The sequence below is a fragment of the Luteimonas sp. TWI596 genome (assembly GCF_039674105.1).
GTDB lineage: Bacteria > Pseudomonadota > Gammaproteobacteria > Xanthomonadales > Xanthomonadaceae > Luteimonas.
On sequence record NZ_JBDJMU010000016.1, the window covers coordinates 1 to 25,604 of the forward strand.

21 protein-coding genes and 1 pseudogene are annotated in these 25,604 nt (G+C 69.3%); 14 read left to right on the forward strand and 8 right to left on the reverse strand.

All coding sequences use genetic code 11. The features are described 5' to 3' along the window. Both ABE487_RS12685 and ABE487_RS12690 read right to left on the reverse strand, forming a co-directional pair. Positions 1-207: pseudogene (locus ABE487_RS12685) on the reverse strand (glutamine--fructose-6-phosphate aminotransferase); the annotation flags it as partial. A gap of 77 nt (positions 208-284) precedes the next feature. After that, positions 285-935 (reverse strand): TonB family protein, encoded by a 651-nt coding sequence (locus ABE487_RS12690; RefSeq protein WP_346451907.1) that lies wholly within the window; start codon positions 933-935, stop codon positions 285-287. 313 nt (positions 936-1,248) lie between these two features. On the opposite strand from ABE487_RS12690, the gene ABE487_RS12695 reads away from it, so the two are divergent. The 12 genes from ABE487_RS12695 to ABE487_RS12750 all read left to right on the forward strand — a co-directional run bounded on the left by ABE487_RS12695 (position 1,249) and on the right by ABE487_RS12750 (position 16,380). Next, entirely contained in the window at positions 1,249-2,550 is a 1,302-nt protein-coding gene (locus tag ABE487_RS12695) for an efflux RND transporter periplasmic adaptor subunit (protein WP_346451909.1), read from the forward strand. Between the two features lie 58 nt (positions 2,551-2,608). Then, entirely contained in the window at positions 2,609-3,301 is a 693-nt protein-coding gene (locus tag ABE487_RS12700; RefSeq protein WP_346445411.1) for an ABC transporter ATP-binding protein, read from the forward strand. Positions 3,302-3,321: 20 nt separating this feature from the next. Further along, positions 3,322-4,644, forward strand: coding sequence for an ABC transporter permease (locus ABE487_RS12705; protein WP_346451911.1), 1,323 nt, complete (start codon positions 3,322-3,324; stop codon positions 4,642-4,644). An 11-nt stretch (positions 4,645-4,655) separates the two neighbouring features. After that, on the forward strand, positions 4,656-5,873 hold the full coding sequence (locus tag ABE487_RS12710) for an FtsX-like permease family protein (RefSeq protein WP_346445409.1): 1,218 nt from the start codon (positions 4,656-4,658) through the stop codon (positions 5,871-5,873). Positions 5,874-5,892: 19 nt separating this feature from the next. Continuing rightward, complete coding sequence (locus ABE487_RS12715; protein ID WP_346451913.1) at positions 5,893-7,197, forward strand: ABC transporter permease; 1,305 nt, start codon at positions 5,893-5,895, stop codon at positions 7,195-7,197. A gap of 47 nt (positions 7,198-7,244) precedes the next feature. Next, positions 7,245-8,471, forward strand: coding sequence for an FtsX-like permease family protein (locus ABE487_RS12720; protein WP_346451915.1), 1,227 nt, complete (start codon positions 7,245-7,247; stop codon positions 8,469-8,471). Between the two features lie 11 nt (positions 8,472-8,482). Next, entirely contained in the window at positions 8,483-9,781 is a 1,299-nt protein-coding gene (locus ABE487_RS12725; RefSeq protein WP_346447332.1) for an ABC transporter permease, read from the forward strand. A gap of 26 nt (positions 9,782-9,807) precedes the next feature. Continuing rightward, the gene (locus ABE487_RS12730) at positions 9,808-11,031 is read left to right on the forward strand and encodes an FtsX-like permease family protein (protein ID WP_346447331.1); all 1,224 of its coding nucleotides are present in this window, start codon (positions 9,808-9,810) and stop codon (positions 11,029-11,031) included. Positions 11,032-11,051: 20 nt separating this feature from the next. Further along, complete coding sequence (locus tag ABE487_RS12735) at positions 11,052-12,380, forward strand: ABC transporter permease (protein WP_346451917.1); 1,329 nt, start codon at positions 11,052-11,054, stop codon at positions 12,378-12,380. A gap of 11 nt (positions 12,381-12,391) precedes the next feature. Beyond that, positions 12,392-13,648, forward strand: a complete 1,257-nt coding sequence (locus tag ABE487_RS12740) for an FtsX-like permease family protein (protein WP_346451919.1) — start codon at positions 12,392-12,394, stop codon at positions 13,646-13,648. A 93-nt stretch (positions 13,649-13,741) separates the two neighbouring features. Beyond that, positions 13,742-15,076 carry a sigma-54 dependent transcriptional regulator gene (locus ABE487_RS12745; RefSeq protein ID WP_346451921.1) on the forward strand — a complete coding sequence of 445 codons (1,335 nt, stop codon included), beginning with the start codon at positions 13,742-13,744 and terminating at the stop codon, positions 15,074-15,076. Beyond that, a complete protein-coding gene (locus ABE487_RS12750; protein ID WP_346447327.1) occupies positions 15,076-16,380 on the forward strand; it encodes a HAMP domain-containing sensor histidine kinase in 1,305 nt (434 codons plus the stop codon). Before ABE487_RS12745 ends, ABE487_RS12750 begins: the two co-directional genes overlap by 1 nt. Before the next feature lie 76 nt (positions 16,381-16,456). Here the strand turns inward: ABE487_RS12750 and glmU are convergent, their stop codons facing one another. Then, positions 16,457-17,827, reverse strand: a complete 1,371-nt coding sequence (glmU, locus tag ABE487_RS12755; RefSeq protein WP_346451923.1) for a bifunctional UDP-N-acetylglucosamine diphosphorylase/glucosamine-1-phosphate N-acetyltransferase GlmU — start codon at positions 17,825-17,827, stop codon at positions 16,457-16,459. Positions 17,828-17,887: 60 nt separating this feature from the next. On the opposite strand from glmU, the gene ABE487_RS12760 reads away from it, so the two are divergent. After that, complete coding sequence (locus tag ABE487_RS12760) at positions 17,888-19,900, forward strand: hypothetical protein (RefSeq protein WP_346451925.1); 2,013 nt, start codon at positions 17,888-17,890, stop codon at positions 19,898-19,900. Positions 19,901-19,907: 7 nt separating this feature from the next. After that, complete coding sequence (locus ABE487_RS12765) at positions 19,908-20,291, forward strand: GtrA family protein (protein WP_346445398.1); 384 nt, start codon at positions 19,908-19,910, stop codon at positions 20,289-20,291. A gap of 82 nt (positions 20,292-20,373) precedes the next feature. On the opposite strand, the gene ABE487_RS12770 is transcribed toward ABE487_RS12765, so the two are convergent. The 5 genes from ABE487_RS12770 to ABE487_RS12790 all read right to left on the reverse strand — a co-directional run bounded on the left by ABE487_RS12770 (position 20,374) and on the right by ABE487_RS12790 (position 25,599). Then, the gene (locus ABE487_RS12770; RefSeq protein WP_047137719.1) at positions 20,374-20,796 is read right to left on the reverse strand and encodes a F0F1 ATP synthase subunit epsilon; all 423 of its coding nucleotides are present in this window, start codon (positions 20,794-20,796) and stop codon (positions 20,374-20,376) included. Positions 20,797-20,900: 104 nt separating this feature from the next. Beyond that, on the reverse strand, positions 20,901-22,301 hold the full coding sequence (gene atpD, locus ABE487_RS12775; RefSeq protein WP_346445397.1) for a F0F1 ATP synthase subunit beta: 1,401 nt from the start codon (positions 22,299-22,301) through the stop codon (positions 20,901-20,903). A gap of 99 nt (positions 22,302-22,400) precedes the next feature. Next, positions 22,401-23,261 (reverse strand): F0F1 ATP synthase subunit gamma, encoded by an 861-nt coding sequence (gene atpG, locus ABE487_RS12780; protein WP_183427990.1) that lies wholly within the window; start codon positions 23,259-23,261, stop codon positions 22,401-22,403. Positions 23,262-23,384: 123 nt separating this feature from the next. Then, positions 23,385-24,935 carry a F0F1 ATP synthase subunit alpha gene (gene atpA, locus ABE487_RS12785; protein WP_346445396.1) on the reverse strand — a complete coding sequence of 517 codons (1,551 nt, stop codon included), beginning with the start codon at positions 24,933-24,935 and terminating at the stop codon, positions 23,385-23,387. A 142-nt stretch (positions 24,936-25,077) separates the two neighbouring features. Beyond that, positions 25,078-25,599, reverse strand: a complete 522-nt coding sequence (locus tag ABE487_RS12790) for a F0F1 ATP synthase subunit delta (protein WP_346447324.1) — start codon at positions 25,597-25,599, stop codon at positions 25,078-25,080. Positions 25,600-25,604: the final 5 nt, after the last annotated feature.

A 25,604-nucleotide genomic window follows, 5' to 3' on the forward strand; every position in this document is an offset into this window, starting at 1 on the left:
GATGCCCAGACGCGCCTGCAGCGCCTCGGCCTGCGCGGCCGCGGCCATCTCGGCGACGCGGCCGGTCCGGCGCACGCGCCGCACCGTGTCGCCGTCGAGCACCGCGATGCCGGCCGAATCGTAGCCGCGATACTCCAGCCGCTTGAGGCCCTCGACCAGGACCGGGACCACATCGCGATCCGCGATCGCACCGACGATTCCGCACATGCCGCCCGCTCCTGCCAGTCAATGCGCCATTCTAGCGGCCGGCCGGGGCCGGGCGCCGTGGCGCCACACGCCACCGTTCAGTGCATGAAGAACTCGACCGGCACCGCGATCTCGATCGGGGCCGGCAGATCGGCCGGAATCGCCGGCAGCGGCGCGGCGCGATGAAACGTCTCGATCGCGGCGGCATCGAGCCGGGTCGATCCCGACGAGCGCGCGAGCGCCGCCGAGAGCACACGACCGGCCCGGTCCATGCGCAGGCGCACGATCGCCACCCCTTCCTCGCCGCGTGTCCGCGCCGCGCTCGGGTAATGTCGATACCGGGCCAGTCGCGCCATCACCCGCGCTTCCCAGCGATCGTCGCGGCGACCGGCCAGGGCATCGGTGGACGGTGCGGGTGGACTCGGCGGGGCCGCGGCCTGTTGGTCGTGCGGCGCCGGTGGGTCCATAGACACCTCCGTGGCGGTCGAGGCAGCGGCGTGCTCCGGACGCGCAATGTCTGCCAGCACCGGCAGCGGGTCGGACGGCGCCGTGTGCGGCTGTGGCTGCGGCGTTCGCGGCGCTGGCCTCCGACGCGTCTCGGGCACCGGTGCGGGCGCGTCCCTCGACTCGACCGGGACCGGCGGCGCGGCGGCGGGCAGGAAACTCACCTCGATCACCGCATCAGCTCTCGGCGGCGAGTGCGGGTCCTCGCCCGGCCCCAACACCAGCAGCACGACCGCGGCGTGCACCGCGATGGCGCCCAGTGCGGCGCATGCGCGCTGGATGCGTGCGGCACGGTCCGTACAGCGCAACGGTCGGGATCGGGCCGTTCCGGCTGCGGCCGGTCCCAGGCACGTCGGCATGACGCTGGCGACTCCATGATGCGAATGATTCGCATTTTCTCACATCCTCGGGAGGATATGGCGCGCGGTTGTCCGCGCCGCGGACGTCCGGACGCCGCCGCGGACACCCGAAAACCCCGGAAATTCTCAATACAATCAATGGCTTGATTTTGGCACGATCCCTGCTTTGTGACTGACAGATCCCGAACGTGCCCGTCCCATGTCCGCACCCACCTCGTTGCCTCCTGTCCGCCGCGGTATCCGCGACACCTCTGCGCAGGACACGGTCCATACTGCGCGCCCAGTGCGCCGGCGTCGCTGGCTGGCGATCGCCGCGGCCGCGATCGCGGTGATCGCAGCGCTCGCCTGGCTGGTCGCCGGCTGGGCGTCGGGCGCCACGTCGATCGACGCGGCCCGGCTGCGGATCGCCGAGGTCACCCGGGGCGACCTGGTGCGCGACATCGCCGCCGAGGGGCGCGTGATCTCGGCCAACAGCCCCACGCTGTACGCGATCGCGCCGGGCACGGTGACATTGAAAGTGGTCGCTGGCGACCGCGTCGAGAAGGGCCAGGTGCTGGCCGAGATCGACAGTCCGGAGCTGCGTAGCAAGCTGGTCCAGGAGGAGTCCACCTTCGCAAGCCTCCAGGCCGAGGCCGAACGCGCGACGCTCGATGCACGGATCGCCCGCGCCGAGGCGCGCAAGCTGCTCGACCAGGCGCAGATCGAACGTACCGCGGCCGAGCGCGATCTGCAGCGCTACCAGCGCGCGTTCGAAGCCGGTGTCGTCGCCCAGGTCGACTTGGCCAAGTCCGAGGATGCGCTGAAGAAGACCGACATCGGTCTGGCCTCTGCGCGCGAGGATGCGAATCTGCAGGGCCAGGGCGCCGGCCTGGACGCGCGCAACAAGCAGTTGCTCGCCGACCGCCAGGGCGCCGTCGTCGCCGAGGCCCGCCGCCAGGTCCAGGCGCTGACCTTGCGCGCGCCCTTCGATGGCCAGGTCGGCCAGGTGCAGGTGGCCCAGTTCACCAACGTCGCTGCCAACGCACCGGTGCTGGGCGTGGTCGATCTGTCGGTGTTCGAGGTCGAGATCAAGGTGCCCGAAAGCTTCGCGCGCGACCTGGCGATCGGGATGCCGGCCGAGATCCGCAGCGCCAACGAAGTGTTCCCGGCCGAGGTGTCGGCGGTCTCGCCCGAAGTCGTCGCCGGCGAAGTCGCCGCGCGTGTGCGCTTCTCGCAGCGCCAGCCGGCCGGCCTGCGCCAGAACCAGCGCTTGTCGGCGCGGATCCTGCTCGACACCCGGCGCGATGTGCTGATGGTCGAGCGCGGCCCATTCGTCGAGCAGTCCGGTGGCCGCTACGCCTATGTCGTCGATGGCAACAGCGCGGTGCGCCGTCCGATCCAGGCCGGCGCCAGCAGCCTGGGCGCGGTCGAGATCGTGTCGGGCCTGCAGGCCGGCGAGCGCATCGTCGTGTCGGGCAGCGACCTGTTCGGCGAGGCCGAACGGGTGCGCATCAGCCGTTGAGATTTCCCCCGGACCCACGCGGGTCCGCTCCTTCCATGTCCAAGATAAGGATCGCCCCATGTTGCAGATGAACCAGGTCGGCAAGGTCTACCGCACCGAGCTCGTCGAAACCCATGCGCTGCGCGCGCTCGACTTGCATGTCCGCGAAGGCGAGTTCGTCGCCGTCACCGGTCCGTCGGGTTCGGGCAAGACGACGTTCCTCAACATTGCAGGCCTGCTGGAAACCTTCACCAGCGGGACCTACAAGCTCGACGGCGTCGATGTGCAGGGGCTCAACGACAACCAGCGCTCGCGCCTGCGCAACGAGAAGATCGGCTTCATCTTCCAGGGCTTCAACCTGATCCCCGACCTCAACCTGTTCGACAACGTCGACGTGCCGTTGCGCTATCGCGGCATGCCGGCCTCCGAACGCCGTCTGCGGATCGAGGAAGCGCTGGGCCTGGTCGGCCTGGCCTCGCGCATGAAGCATTACCCGGCCGAGCTGTCGGGCGGCCAGCAACAGCGCGTGGCGATCGCCCGTGCGCTGGCCGGCAGTCCGCGCCTGCTGCTGGCCGACGAACCGACCGGCAACCTCGACTCGCAGATGGCGCGCAGCGTGCTGGAACTGCTCGAGGAGATCCACGCGCAGGGCACGACGATCGTCATGGTCACCCACGATCCCGAGCTCGCCGCGCGCGCCCAGCGCAATGTGCACATCGTCGACGGCCTGGCGACCGATCTGCGCCGCGAATCCGCGACCGCCGCGGCCTGACCTCAGGAATGCACCCCGCGATGTTCGCCTACTACGCCCGGCTCGCGCTGCGCAGCTTCGGCCGCAACCAGGTCCTGACGGCCTTGATGGTGCTGTCGGTCGCGGTCGGCATCGGCGCGGCGATGACCACGCTGACCGTGATGCACCTGCTGTCGGGCGATCCGCTGCCCGGCCGCAGCGGCACGCTCTTCTACCCGCAGGTCGACCCGAGGCCAGGCGAACGCATGCGCCCCACCCCCCCGGACATGCTCGATTACACCACGGCGATGGATCTGTGGCGCGCCGGCCGTGCGGACCGGCAGGCGCTGGTGGTCGAGAGCGAGATCCGGCTGCAGGCGCCCGAGACCGGGCGCCCGCCGCTGATGACCCAGATGCTGTCCACGCATGCCGACTTCTTTCCGATGTTCGATGTGCCGTTCGCCTACGGCGCCGGCTGGAGCGCCGCCGACGACACCGGCCACGCCCGCGTGGCGGTGATCTCCTCCGACCTCAACCGCACGCTGTTCGGCGGCGGCGACAGCGTCGGCCGGACGCTGCGCATCCGCGACGCCGATGTGCGCATCGTCGGCGTGCTCGCGCCCTGGCGGCCCTCGCCGCTGTACTACCGCCTGGCCGGCGGCAACTTCGCGCAGGGCGATACCGCGAGCTTCTACGCCGCGCCGCAGGACGTCTTCGTGCCGTTTCCCACGGGCCTTGAGCTCAACGACGGTCATTTCCAGCAGTTCACCTGCTGGCAGTTGCCCAAGGTCCCGGGCCATCTGCAAGGCAGCGACTGCGTGTGGCTGCAGTTGTGGGTGCAGCTCGACACCCCGGACAAGGTCGCCCGCTATCGCGACTTCGTCGCCACGTACGCACGGCAACAGCAGGCGCAGGGCCGGATCCAGCACGCGGACAACGCGCGCGTGCTCGGGCTAATGGACTGGCTGGACTACAACCATGTGGTTCCGCGCGATGTCCGGCTGCAGACCTGGCTGGCGCTAGCATTCCTGGCGATCTGCCTGTTCAACACGGTCGGGTTGTTGCTGGCCAAGTTCCTGCGCCGCGGCGGCGAGATCGGTGTGCGCCGCGCACTCGGCGCCTCGCGCCGGGCGATCTTCGTGCAGTGCCTGGTCGAAGCGGGCATGGTCGGGCTGGCCGGTGGCGTTCTGGGCTGGGGACTGACGCTGCTGGGACTGTGGGCGATCCGCCGCCAGCCGGTCGAGTACGCCGATCTGGCGCGCCTGGACCTGTCGATGTTCGCGGCGACCTTTGCGCTGGCACTCGCTGCCAGCCTGCTCGCCGGCCTGTTCCCTGCCCTGCGCGCCAGTCGGATCGCACCGGCCCTGCAACTCAAATCGCTGTGAGGACGCTGGTGATGGACATCCGACCGATCGTCGCCGCGCTGAGCCGGCACCGCGTCGCCACGAGCCTGATCGTGCTCGAGATCGCGCTCGCCTGCGCGGTGCTGTGCAATGCCTGCTTCCTGATCGCCGGCCGCCTGGCGCTGATGCGCATCGACAGCGGCCTCGATGCGCCGTCGCTGGCGGTCGTGGCGCTGCGCGGCTGCGACGGCTGCGTCAACGCCGACATCAACGCCCGGGTGCTGGCGGCCATTCGCGGCCTGCCGGGCGTACAGGCGGCCGGCGTGCTCAATGCCACGCCGTTCGGCATCCGCGACGCCGACGCCGGGGTGACGCTGGACGCCGAGGGCCGGCATTTCGGCGGCGTGCCGCATTTCTATACCTTCGGTCCCGACGCAATCCAGACGCTCGGCCTGCGGCCATCGCAGGGGCGTGGCTTCGAGGCGGCGGACTTCCAGCCCATCGAGAACTTCCTGCCGACCGACGCCGAGGTCTGGATCACCGAGGCCTTCGCCGCCCACCTGTGGCCCGGCGAACCGGCGGTCGGCCGCGAGTTCTGGATGGGCGACTACCACTTCCGCGTCGCCGGTCTGCTGCCGCACTTCGCCCGCCCCAATCCGGGACGCAGCGAGAACGGCGTCGCCGGCGCGCAATGGTCGGTGATCGTGCCGGTGCGCGACGAGGCCCAGTCGGGCGTCTACGCCCTGCGCGCCGATCCGCTCGACCTGCCGCGCCTGGCGATCGCCGCGCGCGACGCGGTGGCCGCAGCCGTGCCCGAGGCGGTGATCGACCTGGACCAGAGCCGCCCGCTGTCGGACCTGCGCGCGCGCTACTTCGAACGCGACCGTGCGATGGCCTGGCTGCTGCTTGGCGTGATCGCCGCGATGCTGCTGGTGACGGCCTTGGGGATCGTCGGACTCGCCAGCTTCTGGGTCCAGCAACGCACCCGGCAGATCGGCATTCGCCGCGCGCTCGGGGCGACCCGCGGCGACATCCTGCGCTACTTCCAACTCGAGAACTTCCTGCTCGCCGGCCTGGGCATCGCATTGGGCATGGCCCTGGCTTACGGCGGCAACCTGCTGCTGATGCGCCATTTCGAACTTGCGCGCCTGCCGCTGTCGTACCTGCCGCTGGGCGCGGCGCTGCTGTGGCTGCTCGGTCAGCTGGCCGTGCTCGGCCCGGCCCTGCGCGCCGCCGCCATTTCCCCCGCCATCGCCACCCGCAGCGCCTGATCCATTACCGGAACCCCTCATGCTCGGCTACTACCTCAACCTCGCTCTGCGCAGCTTCCGCCGCAACCGCGTGCTGACCGCGCTGATGGTGATCACGCTCGCACTGGGCATCGGTGCCTGCATGACCACGTTGACGGTGTTCCACGTGCTGTCGGGCGACCCGATTCCGGGCAAGAGCGCGCGGCTGTTCCACGTCCAGCTCGATCCCGAGCCGCTGGCGACCTACGTGCCGGGCGCCGAACCCGATCGCCAGTTGACCCGCTTCGATGCCGAGGCCTTGCTGGCCGACAAGCACGCCACGCGGCAGGCGATGATGACCGGGGGTGGCGGCATCATCGAGGCCGAAGAAAGCGCGGTACGTCCGTTTCTCGCGTCCATGCGCTACACCTCGGCCGACTTCTTCGCGATGTTCGATGTGCCCTTCCTCTACGGCCAGGGCTGGAGCGCGCAGGACGACGCCGGACGCGGCCGCGTCGCGGTGATCGGCCGCGCGCTCAACGACAAGCTGTTCGGCGGCGCCGACAGCGTCGGTCGGCAGATCCGCGTCGACGGCAATGCGCTGCGGATCGTCGGCGTGATCGACGACTGGTTGCCGCGGCCCAAGTTCTACGACCTCAACACCGGCCGCTTCGATGGCCAGGAGCATCTGTTCCTGCCGTTCTCGACGGCGGTCGAACTCGGGATGGGCACCTCGGGCAGCAGCAACTGTTTCGGTAACGCATCGACCAACGACAGCCGGGCGATCAACGCGCCCTGCACCTGGATCCAATACTGGGTGGAACTCGAGGACCCGGCGCAGGCCGATGGCTTCCGGGCGTACCTGGCCAACTATTCCGCGCAGCAGAAGGCGGCAGGGCGGTTCGAGCGGCCGGCCAACGTGCGGCTGCGCAGCGTGATGGACTGGCTCGACCACCGCAAGGTCGTGCCCGGCGACGTGCGCCTGCAGTTGTGGCTGGCGCTGGGCTTTCTGCTGGTCTGTCTGGTCAACACCGTGGGCCTGCTGCTGGCCAAGTTCCTGCGTCGCGGCGGCGAGATCGGCGTGCGTCGCGCGCTCGGCGCCTCGCGCCGCGACGTGTTCGTACAGGCCCTCGTCGAAAGTGGCACGGTCGGGGTCGCCGGCGGCGTGCTCGGGCTGGGGCTCGCGCAGGCCGGCCTGTGGGCGGTGCGCCAGCGCCCGACCGACTACGCCGCGCTCGCCCATCTCGACGGCGCGATGCTGCTGCTCACCTTCGTGCTCGCGCTCGGCGCCAGCATCGCCGCCGGCCTGCTGCCGGCCTGGCGATCGATGCAGATCGCACCGGCCCTCCAGCTCAAGTCCCAATGACACGCGCTCGCCCTGCTCCCTTATCGCGCTTTCCACAGGCCTCCAACATGCACGTCCACCCCATCGTCTCGTCAATGCGCCGCGACCGGACCGCCGCGCTGCTGATCGTGCTGGAGATCGCGCTCACCTGCGCGATCGTCTGCAACGCCTTGTTCCTGATCGGCGAACGCATCGACGCGGTGCGGCGGCCCAGCGGCATCGCAGAACGCGAACTGCTGCAGATCCGGCTCAGCGGCATCGGAGCGCAGACCGATGCCGGCGCCAGGACGCGCGAAGACCTGGCGGCGCTGCGCGCAGTCCCCGGCGTCGCCGGCGTCACGGTCACCAACCAGTTGCCGTTCTACCGGTTCTCGTCCAGCAACTCCGGGGTATCGCTGAGCGCCGACCAGGCGCAGCCCACGTTGCACGCGGCGCGCTACTCCGCCGACGAGACCACTGTCGCGACGCTGGGCATCCGCCTGGTCGCGGGTCGCGACTTCCTGCCCGACGAGTACATGGACGTCGCCGAGGTGGAAGCGCTCGACGGCAGCGAAGGCCTGCGCGGTGCGACCATCGTCACCGCCTCGATGGCCGAGCGGATGTTTCCTGGCGCGCAGGCGGTCGGACGCACGATCTACCTCGGGCCGATGCCCCTGCGCATCGTCGGCGTCGCCGAATCCCTGGCCCGGCCTTCGCCGAGCGACGGCGAGGGTACCTTCTCGTTCCTCGTGCCGATCCGCATGCACTACAACAACGGCGGCTCGTATCTCGTCCGCGTGACCGATCCGGCGCGCCGCGACGCGGTGCTCGCGGCCGCGACCGATGCGCTCGAAGCGGTCGATCCCAATCGGCTGATCCTCACCCACCGCACCTACGAAGCCATCCGCGCAGACTACTTCCGCAACGACCGCGAGATGATCGGCCTGCTGTCGACCGTCTTGATCGCGCTGCTGGTGGTCACCGCCTTCGGCATCGTCGGTCTGGCGAGCTTTTGGGTGCAGCAGCGCACGCGCCAGATCGGCGTGCGCCGCGCATTGGGGGCGACGCGTGCGCAGATCCTGCGCCATTTCCAGACCGAGAACTTCCTGCTCACCAGCGCCGGCATCGCCCTGGGCATGGCCCTGGCCTATGCGCTCAACCAGCTGATGATGGGGCGCTACGAATTGCCGCGGCTGCCGCTGACCTATCTGCCGATCAGCGCGCTGCTGCTGTGGGCGCTCGGACAGGCCGCCGTGCTGTGGCCAGCGCTGCGTGCCGCCGCCATCTCTCCCGCCATCGCCACCCGCGCCGCCTGAGGACTTCCGCCATGTTGGGTTACTACTGCAATCTCGCGGTGCGCAGCTTCCGGCGCAATCGCATGCTGACCGCGCTGATGGTGCTGGCGATCGCGCTGGGCATCGGCGCCAGCATGACCACGCTGACCGTGTTCCACGTGCTGTCGGGCGACCCGATCCCGGACAAGAGCGACCGGCTGTTCCATGTCCAGCTCGATCCCGAACCGATGACCGGCTACATGGCCGGCGGCGAACCGGCGCGGAATATGACCCGTTTCGACTCCGAGACGCTGCTGCACGAAGCCCGGGGCAAGCGCCAGGCCTTCATGACCGGCGGGTTCGTGGCGCTGGAGCCCGAAGGCGCGTCGCCCTACTTCACCGACGCGCGCTACACCACCGGCGAGTTCTTCCCGATGTTCGATGCGCCGATGGCGTTCGGGCGTGGCTGGAGCGCACAGGACGATGCGGACGCTGCGCGCGTGGCGGTGATCTCGGCCGAGACCAACCAGAAGGTGTTCGGCGGCGGCGACAGCACCGGCAAGACGCTGCGCATCGACGGCAACGCGTTCCAGGTCATCGGCGTGCTGGCACCCTGGCGGCCGACGCCGCGGTTCTGGGACCTCAATCTCGACGGGTTCGAGCCCTTGGAATCGGTGTTCGTACCGTTCTCGGCCGCGATGGACGCCAAGCTCTCGCGCATGGGCAGCATGAGCTGCTGGGGCGATTCGAGCGGCATCGATTCCAACGCCCGCAACGCGCCGTGCGCCTGGCTGCAGTACTGGGTGGAGCTCGATACGCCCGGCGATGCCGCGGCGTATCGCGACTACCTGCTCGCGTACTCCGAACAGCAACGCCAGGCCGGGCGCTTCGTGCGGCCTGCGAACGTACGCCTGCGCGATGTGCGCGCGCATCTCGACTACGCCCAGATCGTGCCCGGCGACGTGCGCCTGCAGGTCTGGCTGGCGTTCGGCTTCCTGCTGGTGTGCCTGGTCAACACGGTGGGCCTGCTGCTGGCCAAGAGCCTGCGCCGCGCGTCGGAGATCGGGGTGCGACGCTCGCTGGGCGCCTCGCGCAAGGCGATCTTCGCGCAGTTCCTGGTCGAGGCCGGCACGATCGGGGTGGCCGGCGGCATCGCCGGGCTCGCGGTCGCGCTCTGCGGCCTGTGGGCCGTGCGTCAGGCGCCAAGCACCTACGCCGAGCTCGCCCGGCTCGACCCGACCATGCTGCTGACCACGTTCGTGCTGTCGATCGTCGCGACCCTGCTGGCCGGCCTGCTGCCCGCGTGGCGGGCGACCCAGGTCATGCCCGCGATCCAGCTCAAATCCAACTGACCCCGGCCACCCGACGGACACCCCGCATGGACATCCGCCCCATTTTCTCCACCCTGCGCCGCCACAAGACCGCGGCCGCCCTGATCGTGATGGAGATCGCGCTCGCCTGCGCGATCATCTGTAACGCCATCTACCTGATCGACCGTCGCATCGACCGCATGGCGCGCCCCAGCGGGGCGGTGGAGAACGAGCTGGTCCAATTGCAGATGCCGCGCGTGAGTCGCGACGACACACTCGATCTCAATGCCTACGTCGCGCGCGACCTCGCTGCGCTGCGCGCAGTGCCGGGGGTCCGGCACGTGGCGGCCGCCACCCAGATCCCGTACGGCAACAGCAGCTCGAGCAGCGGCGTGCGGCTCAGCGACGACCAGGTGAACAACACGCTGATCGCCTCGCCGTACCTGGGCAGCGAGGACCTGCTCGATACGCTCGGGCTGCGCCTGATCGCCGGCCGCGGCTTCAATGCCGAGGACTACGTGGACATGGCGCGCATCGATGCCGGCGGCGAGGACGCGAAGGTGCCCGCGGTCATCGTCAACCGTGCGATGGCGCAGGCGCTGTTTCCGGGCGAAGACGCGGTCGGCAAGCACATCTACAGCTGGGGCAGCGCGCCGATGCCGATCGTAGGGGTGGTCGAGACGCTGGCGCGTCCGAACGACAACAGCGGTCCCGGCGATGCGACGATGCTGCTGCCAGTCCGCGTGGCCTCGCCCAATCTCAACTACCTGATCCGGACCGATCCCGCGCAGCGCCGCGAGGTACTGGAGGCGGCCGAGGCCGCGCTCAAGCGGATCGATCCCAACCGGGTGACGGTCAACAAGCACCTCATCAGCGAACTGCGAGACAAGTACTACCGGCAGGACCGGGCGATGGCGGCGCTGCTGGTCGTGGTGTGCATCGCCCTGCTGGTGGTCACCGCGCTGGGCATCATCGGCCTGGCCAGCTTCTGGGTGCAGCAGCGCGCCAAGCAGATCGGTATCCGTCGCGCGCTCGGTGCGACCCGCGGCCAGATCCTGCGCTATTTCCAGGTAGAAAACTTCCTGCTGGCAACGATGGGCATCGCGCTGGGGATGCTGCTGGCCTACGGCCTGAACCAGTTGCTGATGGCGCGCTACGAGCTGGGCCGGCTGCCGCTGATGTATCTACCGGCCGGCGCCCTGGTGTTGTGGGCACTCGGGCAGATCGCCGTGTACTGGCCGGCACGGCGCGCCGCTTCGGTGCCGCCGGCGGTCGCCACGCGCAGCACCTGACGCGCTCGAGGAGGATGGGAATGCGGTATGCGTTCGAGCTGGGACTGCGTGGCCTGCTGCGGCATCCGCGCACGATGGGATTGGCCATCGCGACGCTGGCGATGGGGCTGGCGGCGACGATGACGATGCTGACCTTGCTGTCGATGCTGTCGGCCGATCCCTTGCCCGGCCTGAGTCAGCACCTCTACCTGGGTTGGGTCGATTCGCGCCAGGCTCCGGCCGCGGGGGCACGTGCGACCGACGACGTCGGCGCCCCGCCCCGGCTGTTGAAGCTGGCCGACGTCCAGGCCATCGCCGATGCCCAGCCCGGCGTCCGGCAGACCGCGCTGGTGCCGACCTCGCTGACCCTGGAAGGCGAGGAGGCGCGACGCGAATCGGTGCGTGCGTTGCTCGCGACCGGCCCTCTGCCCTCGATGTTCGGCGTGCCGCTGCTGCACGGGCGCAGTTGGACCGAGCAGGAAGCGCGCGATCGCGCGCCGGTCGCGATCATCGACGCACGCACCAGCCTGCGGCTGTTCGGCCGCGCCGATGGCACCGGCCAACTGTTCCGCGTCGGCCACGGACAGGTGCGGGTCGTGGGCGTCAGCGCCGAATGGAACCCGCAGCCGGGCTTCTACGCGCTGCAGGAATCGGATTCGGGTTGGGGCGAGGCGCTGACGGTCCGCGCGTTCCTGCCGCTGGACAGCGCGCTCGCGCTCGGCGTGACCCCGATCAGCGCGCAGGACTGCGATCGCGGCGGGACCGGGGGCTTCCGCTTCAACGAGCTCGACCTCGGCGCCTGCCGCTTCCTGCAGCTCTGGGCCGAGTTGCCGACATCGCAGGCGGTCGATGGATTCCGCGCCGCGCTCGATCGGTATGCCCGGCAGCGCCACGACACCGGCGCGTTCGAGCGCCCACCGCAGGCGCAGGTGTACAGCGTGCGGGCGTGGTTGACGGCCAACCGCGTGGTGCCCGACAGCGTGCGCCTGAACCTCTGGCTGTCGCTGGGGCTGCTCAGCCTGTGCATGGTCAACGTCGCCGGGCTGCTGGCCGCACGCTTCCTGCGTCGCGGCGGCGAACTGGGCGTGCGCCGGGTGCTGGGGGCAAGCCGCCGGACGGTCGTCGTCCAGTGTCTGGTCGAGGCCGGTGCGGCGGGCCTGGCCGGTGGCCTGCTGGCGCTGCCGCTGACGCTGTTCGGGCTATGGGTGGTGCGGCTGCAGGACCGTGGCTACACCGAACAGGCCGTGCTGCACCCGGGGCTGTTCGTCGTGCTGCTCAGCCTCGCCGTCGCAGTCGGCCTGCTGGTCGGGCTGCTGCCCGCCTGGCGCGCGGCGCGGATCGAACCCGCGCTGCAGGTCAAGAGCCTTTGATGGAGCCTTCGATGATCCGATCGGCAACGCTGCCGCCCTTGCGGCCGATTCTCTCCGTGCTGCACCGCCAACGGCTGATGCCGCTGCTGGTCATCGCGCAGATCGCCCTGGCCTGCGCGATCCTGACCAATGCGCTGTTCCTGCTGCAGCGCCAGCTGGCCCCGATGCTGATTCCCGACGGCATCGCGCGTGGACAGCTGCTGCTGGTCGATCAGTTGATCCAGGCGCAGGGGCGCTGGAGCACCGCGGAGGTCCAGTCGCTGCAACGGGCGCTGCAGGCGATTCCGGGCGTGCGTGCGGTGGCACCGACCCTGGGCATCCCGATGCGCCAGACAATGACCTTCACCATCACCCTCGACAGCCCGTCGGGTGTCAGCGTCACCGCGACCGGCTTCGCCGGCGAAGGCCTGGTACCGGCGCTCGGGCTGGACGTGGTGCGCGGCCGCGACTTCGAGGACGGCTACTACGCCAGCAACGGCCCCCTGTTCGGTGACGACGCGCACCGTGGCATCGTGCCAGTGATCCTGACCGAGGCGCTGGCACGCACGTTGTTCCCGGACGGCGAGGTGATCGGCAGCGTGCTCAGCGATGCCGGCAGCCCGCGCTATGTCGTGGTCGGCACCGTGCGCCGCCTGCTGCGCTATCAGCTCTCCGAGCTCGACGATGGCCGGGCCGAATACTCGATGCTGATCCCCAACCGGGTGTTCGAGGACCTGCCGATCCTGGCATTCGCGGTCCGCACCGAGCCGGACGCGCGCGAGGCGGTACGCGCCGAGATCCAGGCAGTGCTCGCACGCAAGGATGGCCCGCAGCTGATGGCCGGCATCGCGCCGATCGTCGTCGACTACGAGTCCCAGCGCCTGGAGGCGTTCAAGACCCGGCGCGCGGCAGTGTGGCTGCTGGGCACCGTCTGCCTGGTCGTCACGCTGATCACGTTGATCGGCATCGCCAGCCTGACCGGCTACTGGATCGAGCAGCGGATCCGCCAGATCGGCATTCGCCGCGCACTTGGCGCGACCCGCGGCGATGTGCTGCGGCACTTTCTGGCCGAGAACGCACTCATCGTCGCGGCGGGCCTGGTCCCGGGCCTGCTCGCCGCATACGCGATCAATCAGTGGCTGATGCAGCATTACGCGATGGCACGTCTGCCGCTGGCCTACCTACCGATCGGCGCGGCGCTGCTGTGGCTGCTGGGCCAGCTCGCCGTGCTCGGTCCGGCGCGACGCGCAGCGGCGGTGCCGCCGGCAGTCGCCACCCGCAGTGCCTGAGGCGGACGCACCCGAACCGACCTACACCGCGCCGGGCGGTGCCAGAATGGCCCCCCGGACGCGTCCCTCGCGAACAGGCCCCAACGCTCCTCCATGCCCACCGTCCTGATCATCGACGACAATCCCGCGGTCGCCACCGCGCTCGACGTGCTGTTCTCGCTGCACGACATCGACACGGTGTACGCCGAGTCGCCCGAGGCGGGCCTGGACGCGCTCGCGCGCGAACCGGTGGACCTGGTGATCCAGGACATGAACTTCCGCGCCGACACCACGTCCGGCGATGAGGGCGCGGCGCTGTTCGAGGCGATCCACGCGCGCCACCCCGACCTGCCGGTGGTGCTGCTGACCGCGTGGACGCATCTCGAGTCGGCAGTCGGGCTGGTGAAGGCCGGCGCGGCCGACTATCTGGCCAAGCCCTGGGACGATCACAAACTGATGGCGACGGTCGCCAACCTGCTGGAGCTCTCGGCCAGCCGGCGCGAACTCGAGCGCCGGCGCAGCCGCGAGCAGCGTGACCGTCACGCGCTCGAAGACGCCTACGATCTGCGCGGTACGGTTTTCGACGACGCCGCGAGCGAGCGCGTGCTCAACCTGGCGGTCCAGGTCGCCCGCTCCGAGCTGCCGGTGCTGGTCACCGGGCCCAACGGCGCAGGCAAGGAGAAGATCGCCGAGATCATCCACGCCAACTCCGCGGTCCGCGACGGTCCGTTCGTCGCGCTCAACTGCGGTGCGCTGCCGGCCGACCTGATCGAGGCCGAGTTGTTCGGCGCCGATGCCGGCGCCTACACCGGCGCCAACCGGGCGCGCGAGGGCAAGTTCGAGGCCGCCGATGGCGGCACGCTGTTCCTCGACGAAATCGGCAACCTGCCGTTGGCCGGGCAGATGAAGCTGCTGCGCGTGCTCGAGACCGGACGCTTCGAGCGGCTGGGTTCCAATCGCGAGCGTCAGGTGCGCGTGCGCGTGGTCAGCGCGACAAACGCCGATCTGCCTGCCGCGATCGCCGACGGCCGCTTCCGCGAGGATCTCTACTACCGGCTCAACGCGATCGAACTCAAAGTGCCGGCGCTGACCGATCGCCCGGACGACATCCTGCCGCTGGCACGGCACTTCCTGCCTGCCGGCCGATCGCTGTCGCGCACCGCCGAGCGCGCCCTGCTGGCGCACCGCTGGCCAGGCAACGTGCGCGAGCTGCGCAATGCAGTCCAGCGCGCCGCCCTGTTGTCGCCGGAGGCGGCGATCGGCGCCGACGCGCTCGGCCTGCCGCAAGCCGCCATGCCGGCATCCGGTGCGTCCGAGCCGGACCGCGCGGCGATCGAGGCCGCGTTGGCGCGGGCCGGCGGCGTGCTGGCCCAGGCGGCCACCGAGCTCGGCCTCTCGCGCCAGGCGCTGTATCGGCGCATGGACCGCCTGGGTCTGCGGCGCGACTGATGCCTGCGCGCCAGCTGCCGCTCACGCTCCGTCTGGGCGCCCTGGCCTCGCTGTTCGCGATCGCCGTCGCGCTGCTGGCCGCCTGGCTCACACGCTGGCTGCCGGCCTGGTCGGCGGTGCTGACTGCGGCCGCGCTGTGCCTGCCGGGTCTGCTGTGGGCGGCGCAACGCACCCTCGGCCCGGTCCGCGCGCTGTTTCGTGCGCTGGCCGGGGCGGTGACGTCCTACCGGGACGGCGACTATGGCTTCGGCATCCGCTGGGACGGCGGCGGCGAACTTGGCGAACTGGTGGACGCACACAACCGGCTGGGCGACGTGCTGCGCGAGCAGCGCCATGCGCTGGTCCAGCGCGAACTGCTGCTCGACACGATGGTGCAGAACACGCCGGTGGCGATGGTGCTGTTCGATCCGCAGCAGCGGGTGGTGCTCGGCAACGTCGCCGCGCGCCAGTTGCTCGGCGAGGGACGACGCCTGGAGGGCCAGGGCTTCGACGCGCTGGCGGCGCAGGCGCCTGCGGCGCTGCGCGAGGCATTGCTGCGCGGCGGCGACGGTCTGTTGAGCGTCGGCGAGGAAGACCAGGAGGACATCTACCACCTGTCGCGGCGTTCATTCCGGCTCAACGGCCGGCGCCACGAACTGGTGCTGTTGCGCCGGCTGACGACCGAACTGCGCCGACAGGAAGTGCAGACGTGGAAGAAGGTGATCCGCGTCATCAGCCACGAGCTCAACAATTCGCTGGCGCCGATCGCCTCGCTCGCGCATTCGGGCGCCGAGTTGCTGCGGCGCGGCCAGCTTGCGCGTTTGCCCGACGCCTTGGCGACCATCGAGGAGCGCGCGCGCCATCTCGAGGGGTTCATCCGCGACTACGCGCGCTTCGCGAAGTTGCCTGCGCCGCGGACCGAGTCGGTGCCCTGGCACACATTCCTCGCGCGTCTGCGCGAGCAGGTGCCCTTCACGCTCGAAGGCGACGACGGCGGCCAGGTGCGGATCGACGCCGCGCAGATGGCGCAATGCCTGATCAACCTGCTGCGCAACGCGCACGAATCCGGGTCTCCTGCCGACCAGGTGCGGCTGCGGCTGCGCCGACTGCCCGATGGCTGGCGCATCGATGTCCTCGATCGCGGCGACGGCATGAACGAGGCCGTGCTCGCCAACGCGCTGCTGCCGTTCTACTCGACCAAGCGCAACGGCACCGGCCTTGGGCTGGCGCTGGCACGCGAGATCGCCGAAGCCCACGGCGGGCGGATCGCCCTGCAGAACCGCGACGGGGGCGGGCTGCGGGTGAGCTTGCAATTGCCGGCCTGACGCGCGGCGGCCGTGCCGGCGTCACGACTCGCCGGGCCGGAAGCGGCAGGTGCGGACGCGCCCGGCAACCGTCAGCTTAGCGTGGGCGCTTGACCGGCCGCGTCCAGCCTTCGACCAGACTCTGCCGCGCCCGCGCAACGGCGAGTTTGCCGTCGGGCACGTCGGCGGTGATCACCGAGCCGGCGGCCGTCGTGGCGTCGTGGCCGATGCGCACCGGCGCGACCAGCGCGGCGTTGGAGCCGATGAAGGCGCGGTCGCCGATGACGGTCCTGGACTTGTTCACGCCGTCGTAATTGCAGGTGATCGTGCCGGCGCCGATGTTGCTGCCGGCGCCGACCTCGGCATCGCCCAGATAGGTCAGATGGTTGGCCTTGCTGCCGACGCCGAGGGTCGTGTTCTTGGTCTCCACGAAGTTGCCCACATGCACGCCGTCAGCCAGCACGGTGCCCGGGCGAAGCCTTGCGAACGGGCCGATCGTCACCGCGCCCTCGGCGCGCACGCCGTCCAGGTCGCAATGTGCGCGGACCTCGGTGCCTTCGCCCAGGTCCACATCGCGCAGCCGGCAGAACGGGCCGATGCGCACGCCTTCGCCCAGCTCGACGCGGCCCTCGAACACCACATCGACATCGATCTCGACGTCGGGCGCGACGATCACCTCACCGCGGATATCCACGCGCGCAGGGTCGGCGAACCGCGCGCCCTGCAGGCACAACGCCCGCACCGCGCGCAGCTGCCAGGCGCGCTCGAGCTGGGCCAGCTGCCACGGGTCGTTGGCGCCCTCGGCTTCGAGCGGATCGTCGACCATGACGATCTGCGCGGCGCTGTACTCGTCGGCGGCCATCGCGAACACATCGGTGAGGTAGTACTCGCCCTGCGCGTTGTCCGACGACAGGCGCGCCAGCCAGGACTTGAGTGCGGTCGCCTCGGCGGCGAGGATGCCGGTGTTGACCAGGCCAATCCGGCGCTGCGCCTCATCGGCGTCCTTGTGCTCGACGATCGCACCGACATGGCCTTCGGGATCGCGCACGATGCGGCCGTAGCCGGTCGGATCCTCCAGTTCGGCGGCCAGCACCGCCAGCCGGCCGTCGATCGCCACCAGCCGGCGCAGGGTCTGCGCGCGCAGCAGCGGCACGTCGCCATAGAGCACGAGAACCTGGGCGCCGTCGGGCACGGCATCCATCGCCTGGCCGACCGCATGCCCGGTCCCCAGTTGCTCGCGCTGCTCGGCCCACTGCAGGTCGGTCTGGTCGGCGAATGCCGCCCGCACCTGCTCGCCGCGATGGCCGTACACGACGTGGATGCCCGCCGGCGCAAGCTCGCGCGCCGCCGCGACCACGTGCCAGAGCATCGGCCGGCCCGCGATCTTCTGCAGCACCTTGGGCAGCGAGGACTTCATGCGCTTGCCCTCGCCAGCGGCGAGGATGACGACGTGCAACGGAGGGCTCATGGCGTTCGAAACTTGGCGGAGGTTCGATGATAATCGACGCCCGTGCTCTCAGGACCTGCGATGTTCCGTTCACGAGCGCTCGCGATTGCCGAAGCGCCGCAACGTTGGCCGGCGCTGATCTGGGCGGCCGGCCCTGCCCTCGTCGTGATCGGCATCACGACCCACGGGCTGTGGGCGCAGGCGCCCTGGGAACGCGTCGCACTCGCGCTGGGACTGGTGCTCACATCCGCCGCCCTGGCCTGGCCGGCCGTGCGCTGGCTTCACTGGCGCTGGGCATCGGCACTGGTCGCGGTCTGGAGCGGTGCGTTGCTGCTGTTCGCCGGACCGCGGCCGGTGTTGGCAGTGGCGCTGCTGGCGATCGCGGCGATGGCGACCGGGCTGCGCTGGGTGCCAGCGGGGCTTCCGGGGCGTGCGGCGATCGCGGCCATTGTCGGCTATGCAGCGATCGCCGGCGTCACCGGCTGGCTGCTCCGGCTGCCGATCCACCACGCGCCGATGTGGCTGATTGCGCTGGCCGCGCTTGTCGCGATCGGCCGCAAGGCGCTCGTCGCCGAACTGCGCGCATCCGCAGGCGCGTGGCGCGTGGCCGCCGCCGAGCACCCACGCGCCCTGGCGTGGGGCGTGATGCTGCTGGGCCTGGCATCGACCGGGGCGTGGTTACCGACGATGCAGATGGACGACCTCACCTACCATCTCAACCTGCCCGCACAGCTGGCGCTGCACGCGCACTACGAGGCCGCCCCCCAACATGGCATCTGGGCGTTCGCACCGTGGTTGGGCGATATCGGCCAGGGAATCGCATGGCTGATCGCCGGCCAGGAAGCGCGCGGCGCGCTCAACGCGTTTTGGCTCATCGGCGCGGCCTGCGCCCTGGGCAGTTGCGCGCGGGCACTGGGGGCGACGCCATTGGAGCGCAACGCGGCGATCGCGCTGTTCGCGAGCTTCCCGCCCTTGGTCTGGCTGACCGCCGGCATGCAGACCGAGCTGCCGGCCATGGCGGTGCTGTTCGCGCTGTGCTCGGTACTGGCCTATCGCGACGGCGATGGCCCGCGGCTGATGGCCGCCACGCTGCTGCTGGCGGCCCTCGCCGCGCTCAAGCCGGTCCATGCACTCTCGGCACTGCCGTTGCTGGCGTGGGCCGGCGCACGCGGCCTGCAGTGGCCGGGCACGCGCCACGGACTGGCGGCGCTCGCGGCCGGCCTGCTGATCGCCGGCTCGAGTTACGCCAATGCCTGGTGGTACACCGGCAATCCAGTCCTGCCGCTGTTCAATGCGGTGTTTCAATCCCCGTTCCATCCGCCGGAGAACATGAGCGACGGACGCTGGCACGCGGGACTGGGGCTCGACCTGCCCTGGCAACTCACCTTCGCAAGCAGTCGCTATGTCGAGGCCTGGGACGGCGGCACCGGCTTTGTGCTGATCGGATTGGCCGGTGCCTGGCTGCTCGCGCTTGGACGGGGTGCCACACGCGGGTTCGCGCTCGCGGCCACCGGCGTCGCCCTGCTGCCATTGCTGCCGATGCAGTATGCGCGCTATGCCTATCCGGGGATTGCGCTGCTGATCGTCGCCTGCCTGCCCGGCAGTCGTGCGCAGGTCGGCGATCGGGCCTGGCGCTGGGGCATCGTGGCGTTGTGTGCGCTGAACCTTGCGTTTCAGGCGAACGCGGGCTGGACCCATCACAGCGCCGCGCTCAAGCGCACGCTGCGCGCAACGGGCGACGCCTCGGTAGTGCTGCCCCATTACGTCGCCGAGCGGACACTGATCGCCGGGCTTCCGGACGATGGCGGCATCGTGCTGGCCACCGATCCCAAGCGCGGACACATCGCCGAACTCGGCGGTCGCGGACGACTGATGTCGCTCCACGCGCCGACACTCTCTGCCGCGCGGCTGGCTGCCGACGCCGATCCGTCCGGCGACGCGTGGCGCCGGGTGCTCGCCGACACCGATGCGCGCTGGATTCTGATCACCGAGGCCGAGGCATCCCCGGCATTGCGCGCCGGCTTGAAGGCGAGCGACGCGGTCCATGTCCGCAGCCTCAACGGCATCGCGCTGTGGCGGCGCGGGCAGGAGTGAGCGCGCGATGGGATTGAAGCGACAAGGCGGCAGCTACCTGCTGATCGGTGGCTTGCAGTGGCTGCTCGACTGGGCGGTGATGGTCGCCCTCAGCCACGCTGGCCTGCCGGTCCGCCAGGCCAACGTGGTCGGCCGGGTCTGCGGCGCCTTGATGGGCTTCTGGTTGAACGGGCGTTTCACCTTCGGTGCCGATGGCCAAGGGCCGAATCGGAGCCAGTTGCTGCGCTTCGTGGTGATGTGGGGAATGATGACGGTGCTCAGCACCTGGGCGATCGGCCACATCGACGACTACCTCGGCCGGCACTGGGCATGGCTGGCCAAGCCACTGGTCGAGGTCGCGCTGGGCGCGCTCGGCTTCGTGATCTCGCGGCAGTGGGTGTACAGGCGCTAGCTGCGTGCTGCGGCGCCAATGCCCTCCAACAAGAACGCCGGCACGAGGCCGGCGTCTTCGAACGAACGAACTGCGAAGCGGCTCAGTGCTTGAGCGTCTTGCGCAGGCGCTCGAGCGCCTGCAACTGGACGACCGCTTCGGCGAGCTTCTGCTGCGCCTCGGCCACGTCCATCGCCTCACCGCGGCCGGCGAGCACCCGCTCGGCCTCGTCCTTGGCCGCCTTGACCGCAGCCTCGTCGATGTCGTCGGCGCGGATCGCCGTATCGGCCAGGATCGTCACGACCTGGGGCTGCACCTCGAGGATGCCGCCGCCGATCGCGAAGTCGAGCACCTCGCCGTTGGGCTGGGTGACCACGACCTTGCCGGGCTTGAGGCGGGTGATCAGCGGCGCGTGGCGCGGCGCGATGCCGAGCTCGCCCAGTTCGCCGGTCGCGACGACCAGGGTCGCCTCGCCGTGGAAGATCTCAGCCTCTGCACTGACGATGTCGCAACGGATGGTGCTCATGGACTTGGCTCGCTTTGCTCGCTCAACTTACATTCGTGGTGCGTGATCGGTGAAGACGGACGTCGCTCGCCTAGCACGCACCACGATTCACCGAGGATCGCCGCTTAGGCGGCGATCTTCTTCGCCTTCTCGACCGCCTCGTCGATGCTGCCGACCATATAGAACGCCTGCTCGGGCAGGTGGTCGTACTCGCCGTCGACGATGCCCTTGAAGCCGCGGATCGTCTCCTTGAGCGGCACGTACTTGCCCGGCGAACCGGTGAACACTTCGGCCACGTGGAACGGCTGCGAGAAGAAGCGCTCGATCTTGCGCGCGCGCGACACGGCCTGCTTGTCTTCTTCCGACAGTTCGTCCATGCCCAGGATCGCGATGATGTCCTTGAGCTCCTTGTACTTCTGCAGCGTGGACTGCACGCGCTGCGCGGTCTCGTAGTGCTCGTTGCCGATGACGTTGGGGTCCATCTGGCGGCTGGTCGAGTCCAGCGGATCGACCGCCGGGTAGATGCCCAGCGATGCGATGTTGCGGCTCAGCGTCACCGTCGAATCGAGGTGGGCGAACGTCGTCGCCGGCGACGGGTCGGTCAGGTCGTCCGCAGGCACGTAGACGGCCTGGATCGAGGTGATCGAACCGGACTTGGTCGAGGTGATGCGCTCCTGCAGCACGCCCATTTCCTCGGCGAGCGTGGGCTGGTAGCCCACGGCCGACGGCATGCGGCCCAGCAGCGCCGACACTTCGGTACCGGCCAGCGTGTAGCGGTAGATGTTGTCGACGAACAGCAGCACGTCCTTGCCCTTGCCGCTCTCGTCCTTTTCGTCGCGGAAGTACTCGGCCATCGTCAGGCCGGTCAGTGCGACGCGCAGGCGGTTGCCCGGCGGCTCGTTCATCTGGCCGTAGACCATCGCCACCTTGTCGAGGACGTTGGAGTCCTTCATCTCGTGGTAGAAGTCGTTGCCCTCACGAGTCCGCTCGCCGACGCCGGCGAACACCGACAGGCCTTCGTGCGCCTTGGCGATGTTGTTGATCAGTTCCATCATGTTGACGGTCTTGCCCACGCCGGCGCCGCCGAACAGGCCGACCTTGCCGCCCTTGGCGAACGGGCACATCAGGTCGATGACCTTGATGCCGGTCTCGAGCAGCTCGGTGGTCGAGGCCTGGTCCTCGTACGACGGCGCCGCACGGTGGATTTCCCAATGGTCGGACGCCTGCACGTCGCCGGCTTCGTCGATCGGGCGACCCAGCACGTCCATGATCCGGCCCAGCGTGCCGGTGCCGACCGGCACCGAAATGCCGCGCCCGGTGTTGACGGCGACCAGGTTGCGCTTCAGGCCGTCGGTGGAGCCGAGCGCGATCGCGCGCACGATGCCGTCGCCGAGCTGCTGCTGCACTTCCAGCGTGATCTGCGTCCCGTCGACCTTCAGTGCGTCGTAGACCTTCGGTACCTCGTTGCGCGCGAACTCGACGTCGACGACGGCGCCGATGATCTGAACGATCTTGCCCTGACTCATGGTGAGAACCTCTAGCTCTGAAATTTTCTGAGCGAACGCGTCGCTGCTTGTTTGGAAAGTTCGCACAACGATGTGCGGGCTGTTGCGAAGGGACTCGCGTTACACCGCCGCCGCACCGCCGACGATCTCGGAGATTTCCTGCGTGATCGCCGCCTGCCGGGCCTTGTTGTAGACCAGGTTCAGCGTATCGATCAGTTTGGTCGCGTTGTCGCTGGCGGCCTTCATCGCCACCATGCGCGCCGCGTGCTCGGAGGCCACGTTCTCCATCACCGCCTGGTAGACCAGCGATTCGATGTAACGGGTGAGCACGTGACCGAGCACCGACTCGGCGTCCGGCTCGTAGATGTAGTCCCAGTCGTGCTTGACGACCTTCGTCTCCGAGGCCGGCAGCGGCAGCAGCTGATCGAAGCTGGCCTTCTGGGTCATCGTGTTGACGAAGTGGTTGTAGGCCAGGAACACCCGATCCAGGCGGCCGTCGGTGTAGCCGTCCAGCATGACCTTGATGATGCCGACCAGCTGTTCGACTTCCGGGGTATCGCCGATGTGGGTCACGCTGGCGAGCATGTCGACCTTCAGCCGGCGGAAGAACACTGTCGCCTTCTGCCCGATCGTCACCACGTCGACCTGCACGCCCTTGTCCTGCCACTGGCGGATCTCGCCGAGCAGCTTGCGGAACAGGTTGTTGTTCAGGCCGCCGGCCAGGCCGCGGTCCGAGGAGACGACGATGTAGCCGACCCGCTTGATCTCACGCTCGACCAGGTAGGGATGCTGGAACTCGGAGCTGGCCTGCGCCAGGTGTCCGATCAGCTGCCGCATGGCGTTGGCGTACGGGCGCGAGGACCGCATCCGGTCCTGTGCCTTGCGGATCTTCGATGCGGAGACCATCTCCAGCGCGCGCGTCACCTTGCGGGTGTTCTGCACGCTCTTGATCTTGGTCTTGATTTCCCGTCCACCAGCCATTTAGCTCGCTCCGCTTGCGGCGATTCGTGATCGGGGCGTCGCGATTCGTAGAAGCGAATCGCGCGCCGTCACGCACCTGTTGTTGCTGTTACGCCTCACCCATCACGCATCACCACCGCCGGCTCAGAAGGAGCCGGTGGCCTTGAACTCGCTGATGCCCTTCTTGAACGCCGCCTCGATCTCGTCGTTCCAGCCACCAGAGGCGTTGATCTTCTCGATCAGCGCGCCGTCGGTGTTGTCGAAGTGGGCATGCAGGCCTTCTTCGAACGCCAGGATCTTGGAGACCGGCACATCGTCGAGGTAGCCCTCGTTGACTGCATAGATCGACAGCGCCTGATGGGCGATCGACATCGGCTTGTACTGCTTCTGCTTCATCAGCTCGGTCACGCGCTGGCCGCGCTCGAGCTGCTTGCGGGTCGCCTCGTCGAGGTCGGAGGCGAACTGCGCGAACGCAGCCAACTCACGGTACTGCGCCAGCGAGATGCGGATACCGCCCGAGAGCTTCTTGATGATCTTGGTCTGCGCCGAGCCGCCGACGCGCGAGACCGAGATACCGGCGTTGACCGCCGGGCGAATGCCGGCGTTGAACAGGTCGGTCTCCAGGAAGATCTGGCCGTCGGTGATCGAGATCACGTTGGTCGGCACGAATGCGGACACGTCGCCGGCCTGGGTCTCGATGATCGGCAGCGCGGTCAGCGAGCCGGTCTGGCCCTTGACCTCGCCATTGGTGAACTTCTCGACGTACTCCTCGGACACGCGCGCGGCGCGCTCGAGCAGACGCGAATGCAGGTAGAACACGTCGCCCGGATACGCTTCGCGGCCCGGCGGACGCTTGAGCAGCAGCGAGATCTGGCGGTAGGCCACCGCCTGCTTGGACAGATCGTCATAGACGATCAGCGCGTCCTGGCCGCGGTCCATGAAGTATTCGCCCATCGTGCAGCCCGAGTAGGCGCTGATGTACTGCATTGCGGCCGACTCGGACGCGGTCGCGGCGACGACGATCGTGTGCGCCAGCGCGCCGTTCTCTTCGAGGCGACGCACGATGTTGGCGACGGTCGAGGCCTTCTGGCCGATCGCCACGTACACGCACTTGATGCCGGTGTTCTTCTGATTGATCACCGCGTCGATCGCCATCGCGGTCTTGCCGGTCTGGCGGTCGCCGATGACCAACTCGCGCTGGCCGCGGCCGATCGGAATCATCGCGTCGACCGACTTGTAGCCGGTCTGCACCGGCTGGTCGACCGACTTGCGCCAGATCACGCCCGGCGCCACGCGCTCGACCGGCGCGCTGAGCTTGGCGTCGATCGGGCCCTTGCCGTCGATCGGCTCGCCGAGCGCGTTGACCACGCGACCCAGCAGCTCCGGACCGACCGGCACTTCGAGGATGCGACCGGTGGTCTTGGCCACGTCGCCTTCGCGCAGATGCTCGTAGTCGCCCAGCACCACCGCACCGACCGAATCACGCTCGAGGTTGAGCGCCAGCGCGAAGGTGTCGTTGGGCAGTTCGATCATCTCGCCCTGCATCACGTCGGCCAGGCCGTGCAGACGCACGATGCCGTCGGACACGCTGGTGACCGTGCCTTCGTTGCGCGACTCGGCGGACAGCTTGACCTTCTCGATGCGGGACTTGATCAGCTCGCTGATCTCGGAGGGATTGAGGTGCGTGGTAGCCATGTCTGGTTTCCTGGTCGCATGCCGCGACGTGCGGCATTCGGATTTCTGTATGTTCGTGACGGGTGATTCGTGATGGGCGATTGGAAGAGCGGCTCAGCGCCTGCTGTTTCGAATCACGAACGCCCCATCATGCATCACCGCTTCAATGCGCCAGCGCGGACTGCAGGCGCGCCAGCTTGCCCTTCAGCGAGCCGTCGATCACCACGTCGCCCGCCGCGATCACCGCGCCGCCGATCAGTGTGTCGTCGACCGCGGTCTCCACCTGGACCTCGCGACCGAAACGGCGCTTGAGCGCAGCCCGGATCTGCTCGACCTCGGTGTCGGGCAACGCGGTGGCCGAGGTGATCTTGGCCAGCACCACGTGTTCGGCCTCGGCGCGCAGCTGCTCGTAGAGTCCGGCGATCTCGGGCAGCTGCGGCAGCCGGCCGTTCTGGGCCAGCAACGCCAGGAACGAGGCAAACGCCTCGTCCGCGCCCTCGGGAGCGAGCAGCGCGACGGCATCGGCATGCGCCAGCGCCGGATGCCCCAGCACCGGGGCGGCCTGCGGATCGGCGGCGACGCGCGCCGAGAACGCCAGCGCGTCCGACCACGGCGCGAACCGGCCGGCATCGCGCGCAATCGCGAACGCGGCGCGGGCATAGGGACGGGCGATCGTCAGCGTCATCGTGT

Bases quoted from the DNA above. Each gene is read 5' to 3' on its own strand.
- atpA (WP_346445396.1), bottom strand. From the start codon at position 24,935: ATGGCTACCACGCACCTCAATCCCTCCGAGATCAGCGAGCTGATCAAG.
- ABE487_RS12730 (WP_346447331.1), top strand. From the start codon at position 9,808: ATGGACATCCGCCCCATTTTCTCCACCCTGCGCCGCCACAAGACCGCG.
- ABE487_RS12710 (WP_346445409.1), top strand. From the start codon at position 4,656: ATGGACATCCGACCGATCGTCGCCGCGCTGAGCCGGCACCGCGTCGCC.
- ABE487_RS12725 (WP_346447332.1), top strand. From the start codon at position 8,483: ATGTTGGGTTACTACTGCAATCTCGCGGTGCGCAGCTTCCGGCGCAAT.
- ABE487_RS12695 (WP_346451909.1), top strand. From the start codon at position 1,249: ATGTCCGCACCCACCTCGTTGCCTCCTGTCCGCCGCGGTATCCGCGAC.
- ABE487_RS12745 (WP_346451921.1), top strand. From the start codon at position 13,742: ATGCCCACCGTCCTGATCATCGACGACAATCCCGCGGTCGCCACCGCG.
- ABE487_RS12715 (WP_346451913.1), top strand. From the start codon at position 5,893: ATGCTCGGCTACTACCTCAACCTCGCTCTGCGCAGCTTCCGCCGCAAC.
- ABE487_RS12700 (WP_346445411.1), top strand. From the start codon at position 2,609: ATGTTGCAGATGAACCAGGTCGGCAAGGTCTACCGCACCGAGCTCGTC.
- ABE487_RS12770 (WP_047137719.1), bottom strand. From the start codon at position 20,796: ATGAGCACCATCCGTTGCGACATCGTCAGTGCAGAGGCTGAGATCTTC.
- ABE487_RS12705 (WP_346451911.1), top strand. From the start codon at position 3,322: ATGTTCGCCTACTACGCCCGGCTCGCGCTGCGCAGCTTCGGCCGCAAC.
- ABE487_RS12790 (WP_346447324.1), bottom strand. From the start codon at position 25,599: ATGACGCTGACGATCGCCCGTCCCTATGCCCGCGCCGCGTTCGCGATT.
- ABE487_RS12740 (WP_346451919.1), top strand. From the start codon at position 12,392: ATGATCCGATCGGCAACGCTGCCGCCCTTGCGGCCGATTCTCTCCGTG.
- ABE487_RS12720 (WP_346451915.1), top strand. From the start codon at position 7,245: ATGCACGTCCACCCCATCGTCTCGTCAATGCGCCGCGACCGGACCGCC.
- ABE487_RS12760 (WP_346451925.1), top strand. From the start codon at position 17,888: ATGTTCCGTTCACGAGCGCTCGCGATTGCCGAAGCGCCGCAACGTTGG.
- atpG (WP_183427990.1), bottom strand. From the start codon at position 23,261: ATGGCTGGTGGACGGGAAATCAAGACCAAGATCAAGAGCGTGCAGAAC.
- atpD (WP_346445397.1), bottom strand. From the start codon at position 22,301: ATGAGTCAGGGCAAGATCGTTCAGATCATCGGCGCCGTCGTCGACGTC.
- ABE487_RS12750 (WP_346447327.1), top strand. From the start codon at position 15,076: ATGCCTGCGCGCCAGCTGCCGCTCACGCTCCGTCTGGGCGCCCTGGCC.
- ABE487_RS12735 (WP_346451917.1), top strand. From the start codon at position 11,052: ATGCGGTATGCGTTCGAGCTGGGACTGCGTGGCCTGCTGCGGCATCCG.
- glmU (WP_346451923.1), bottom strand. From the start codon at position 17,827: ATGAGCCCTCCGTTGCACGTCGTCATCCTCGCCGCTGGCGAGGGCAAG.
- ABE487_RS12765 (WP_346445398.1), top strand. From the start codon at position 19,908: ATGGGATTGAAGCGACAAGGCGGCAGCTACCTGCTGATCGGTGGCTTG.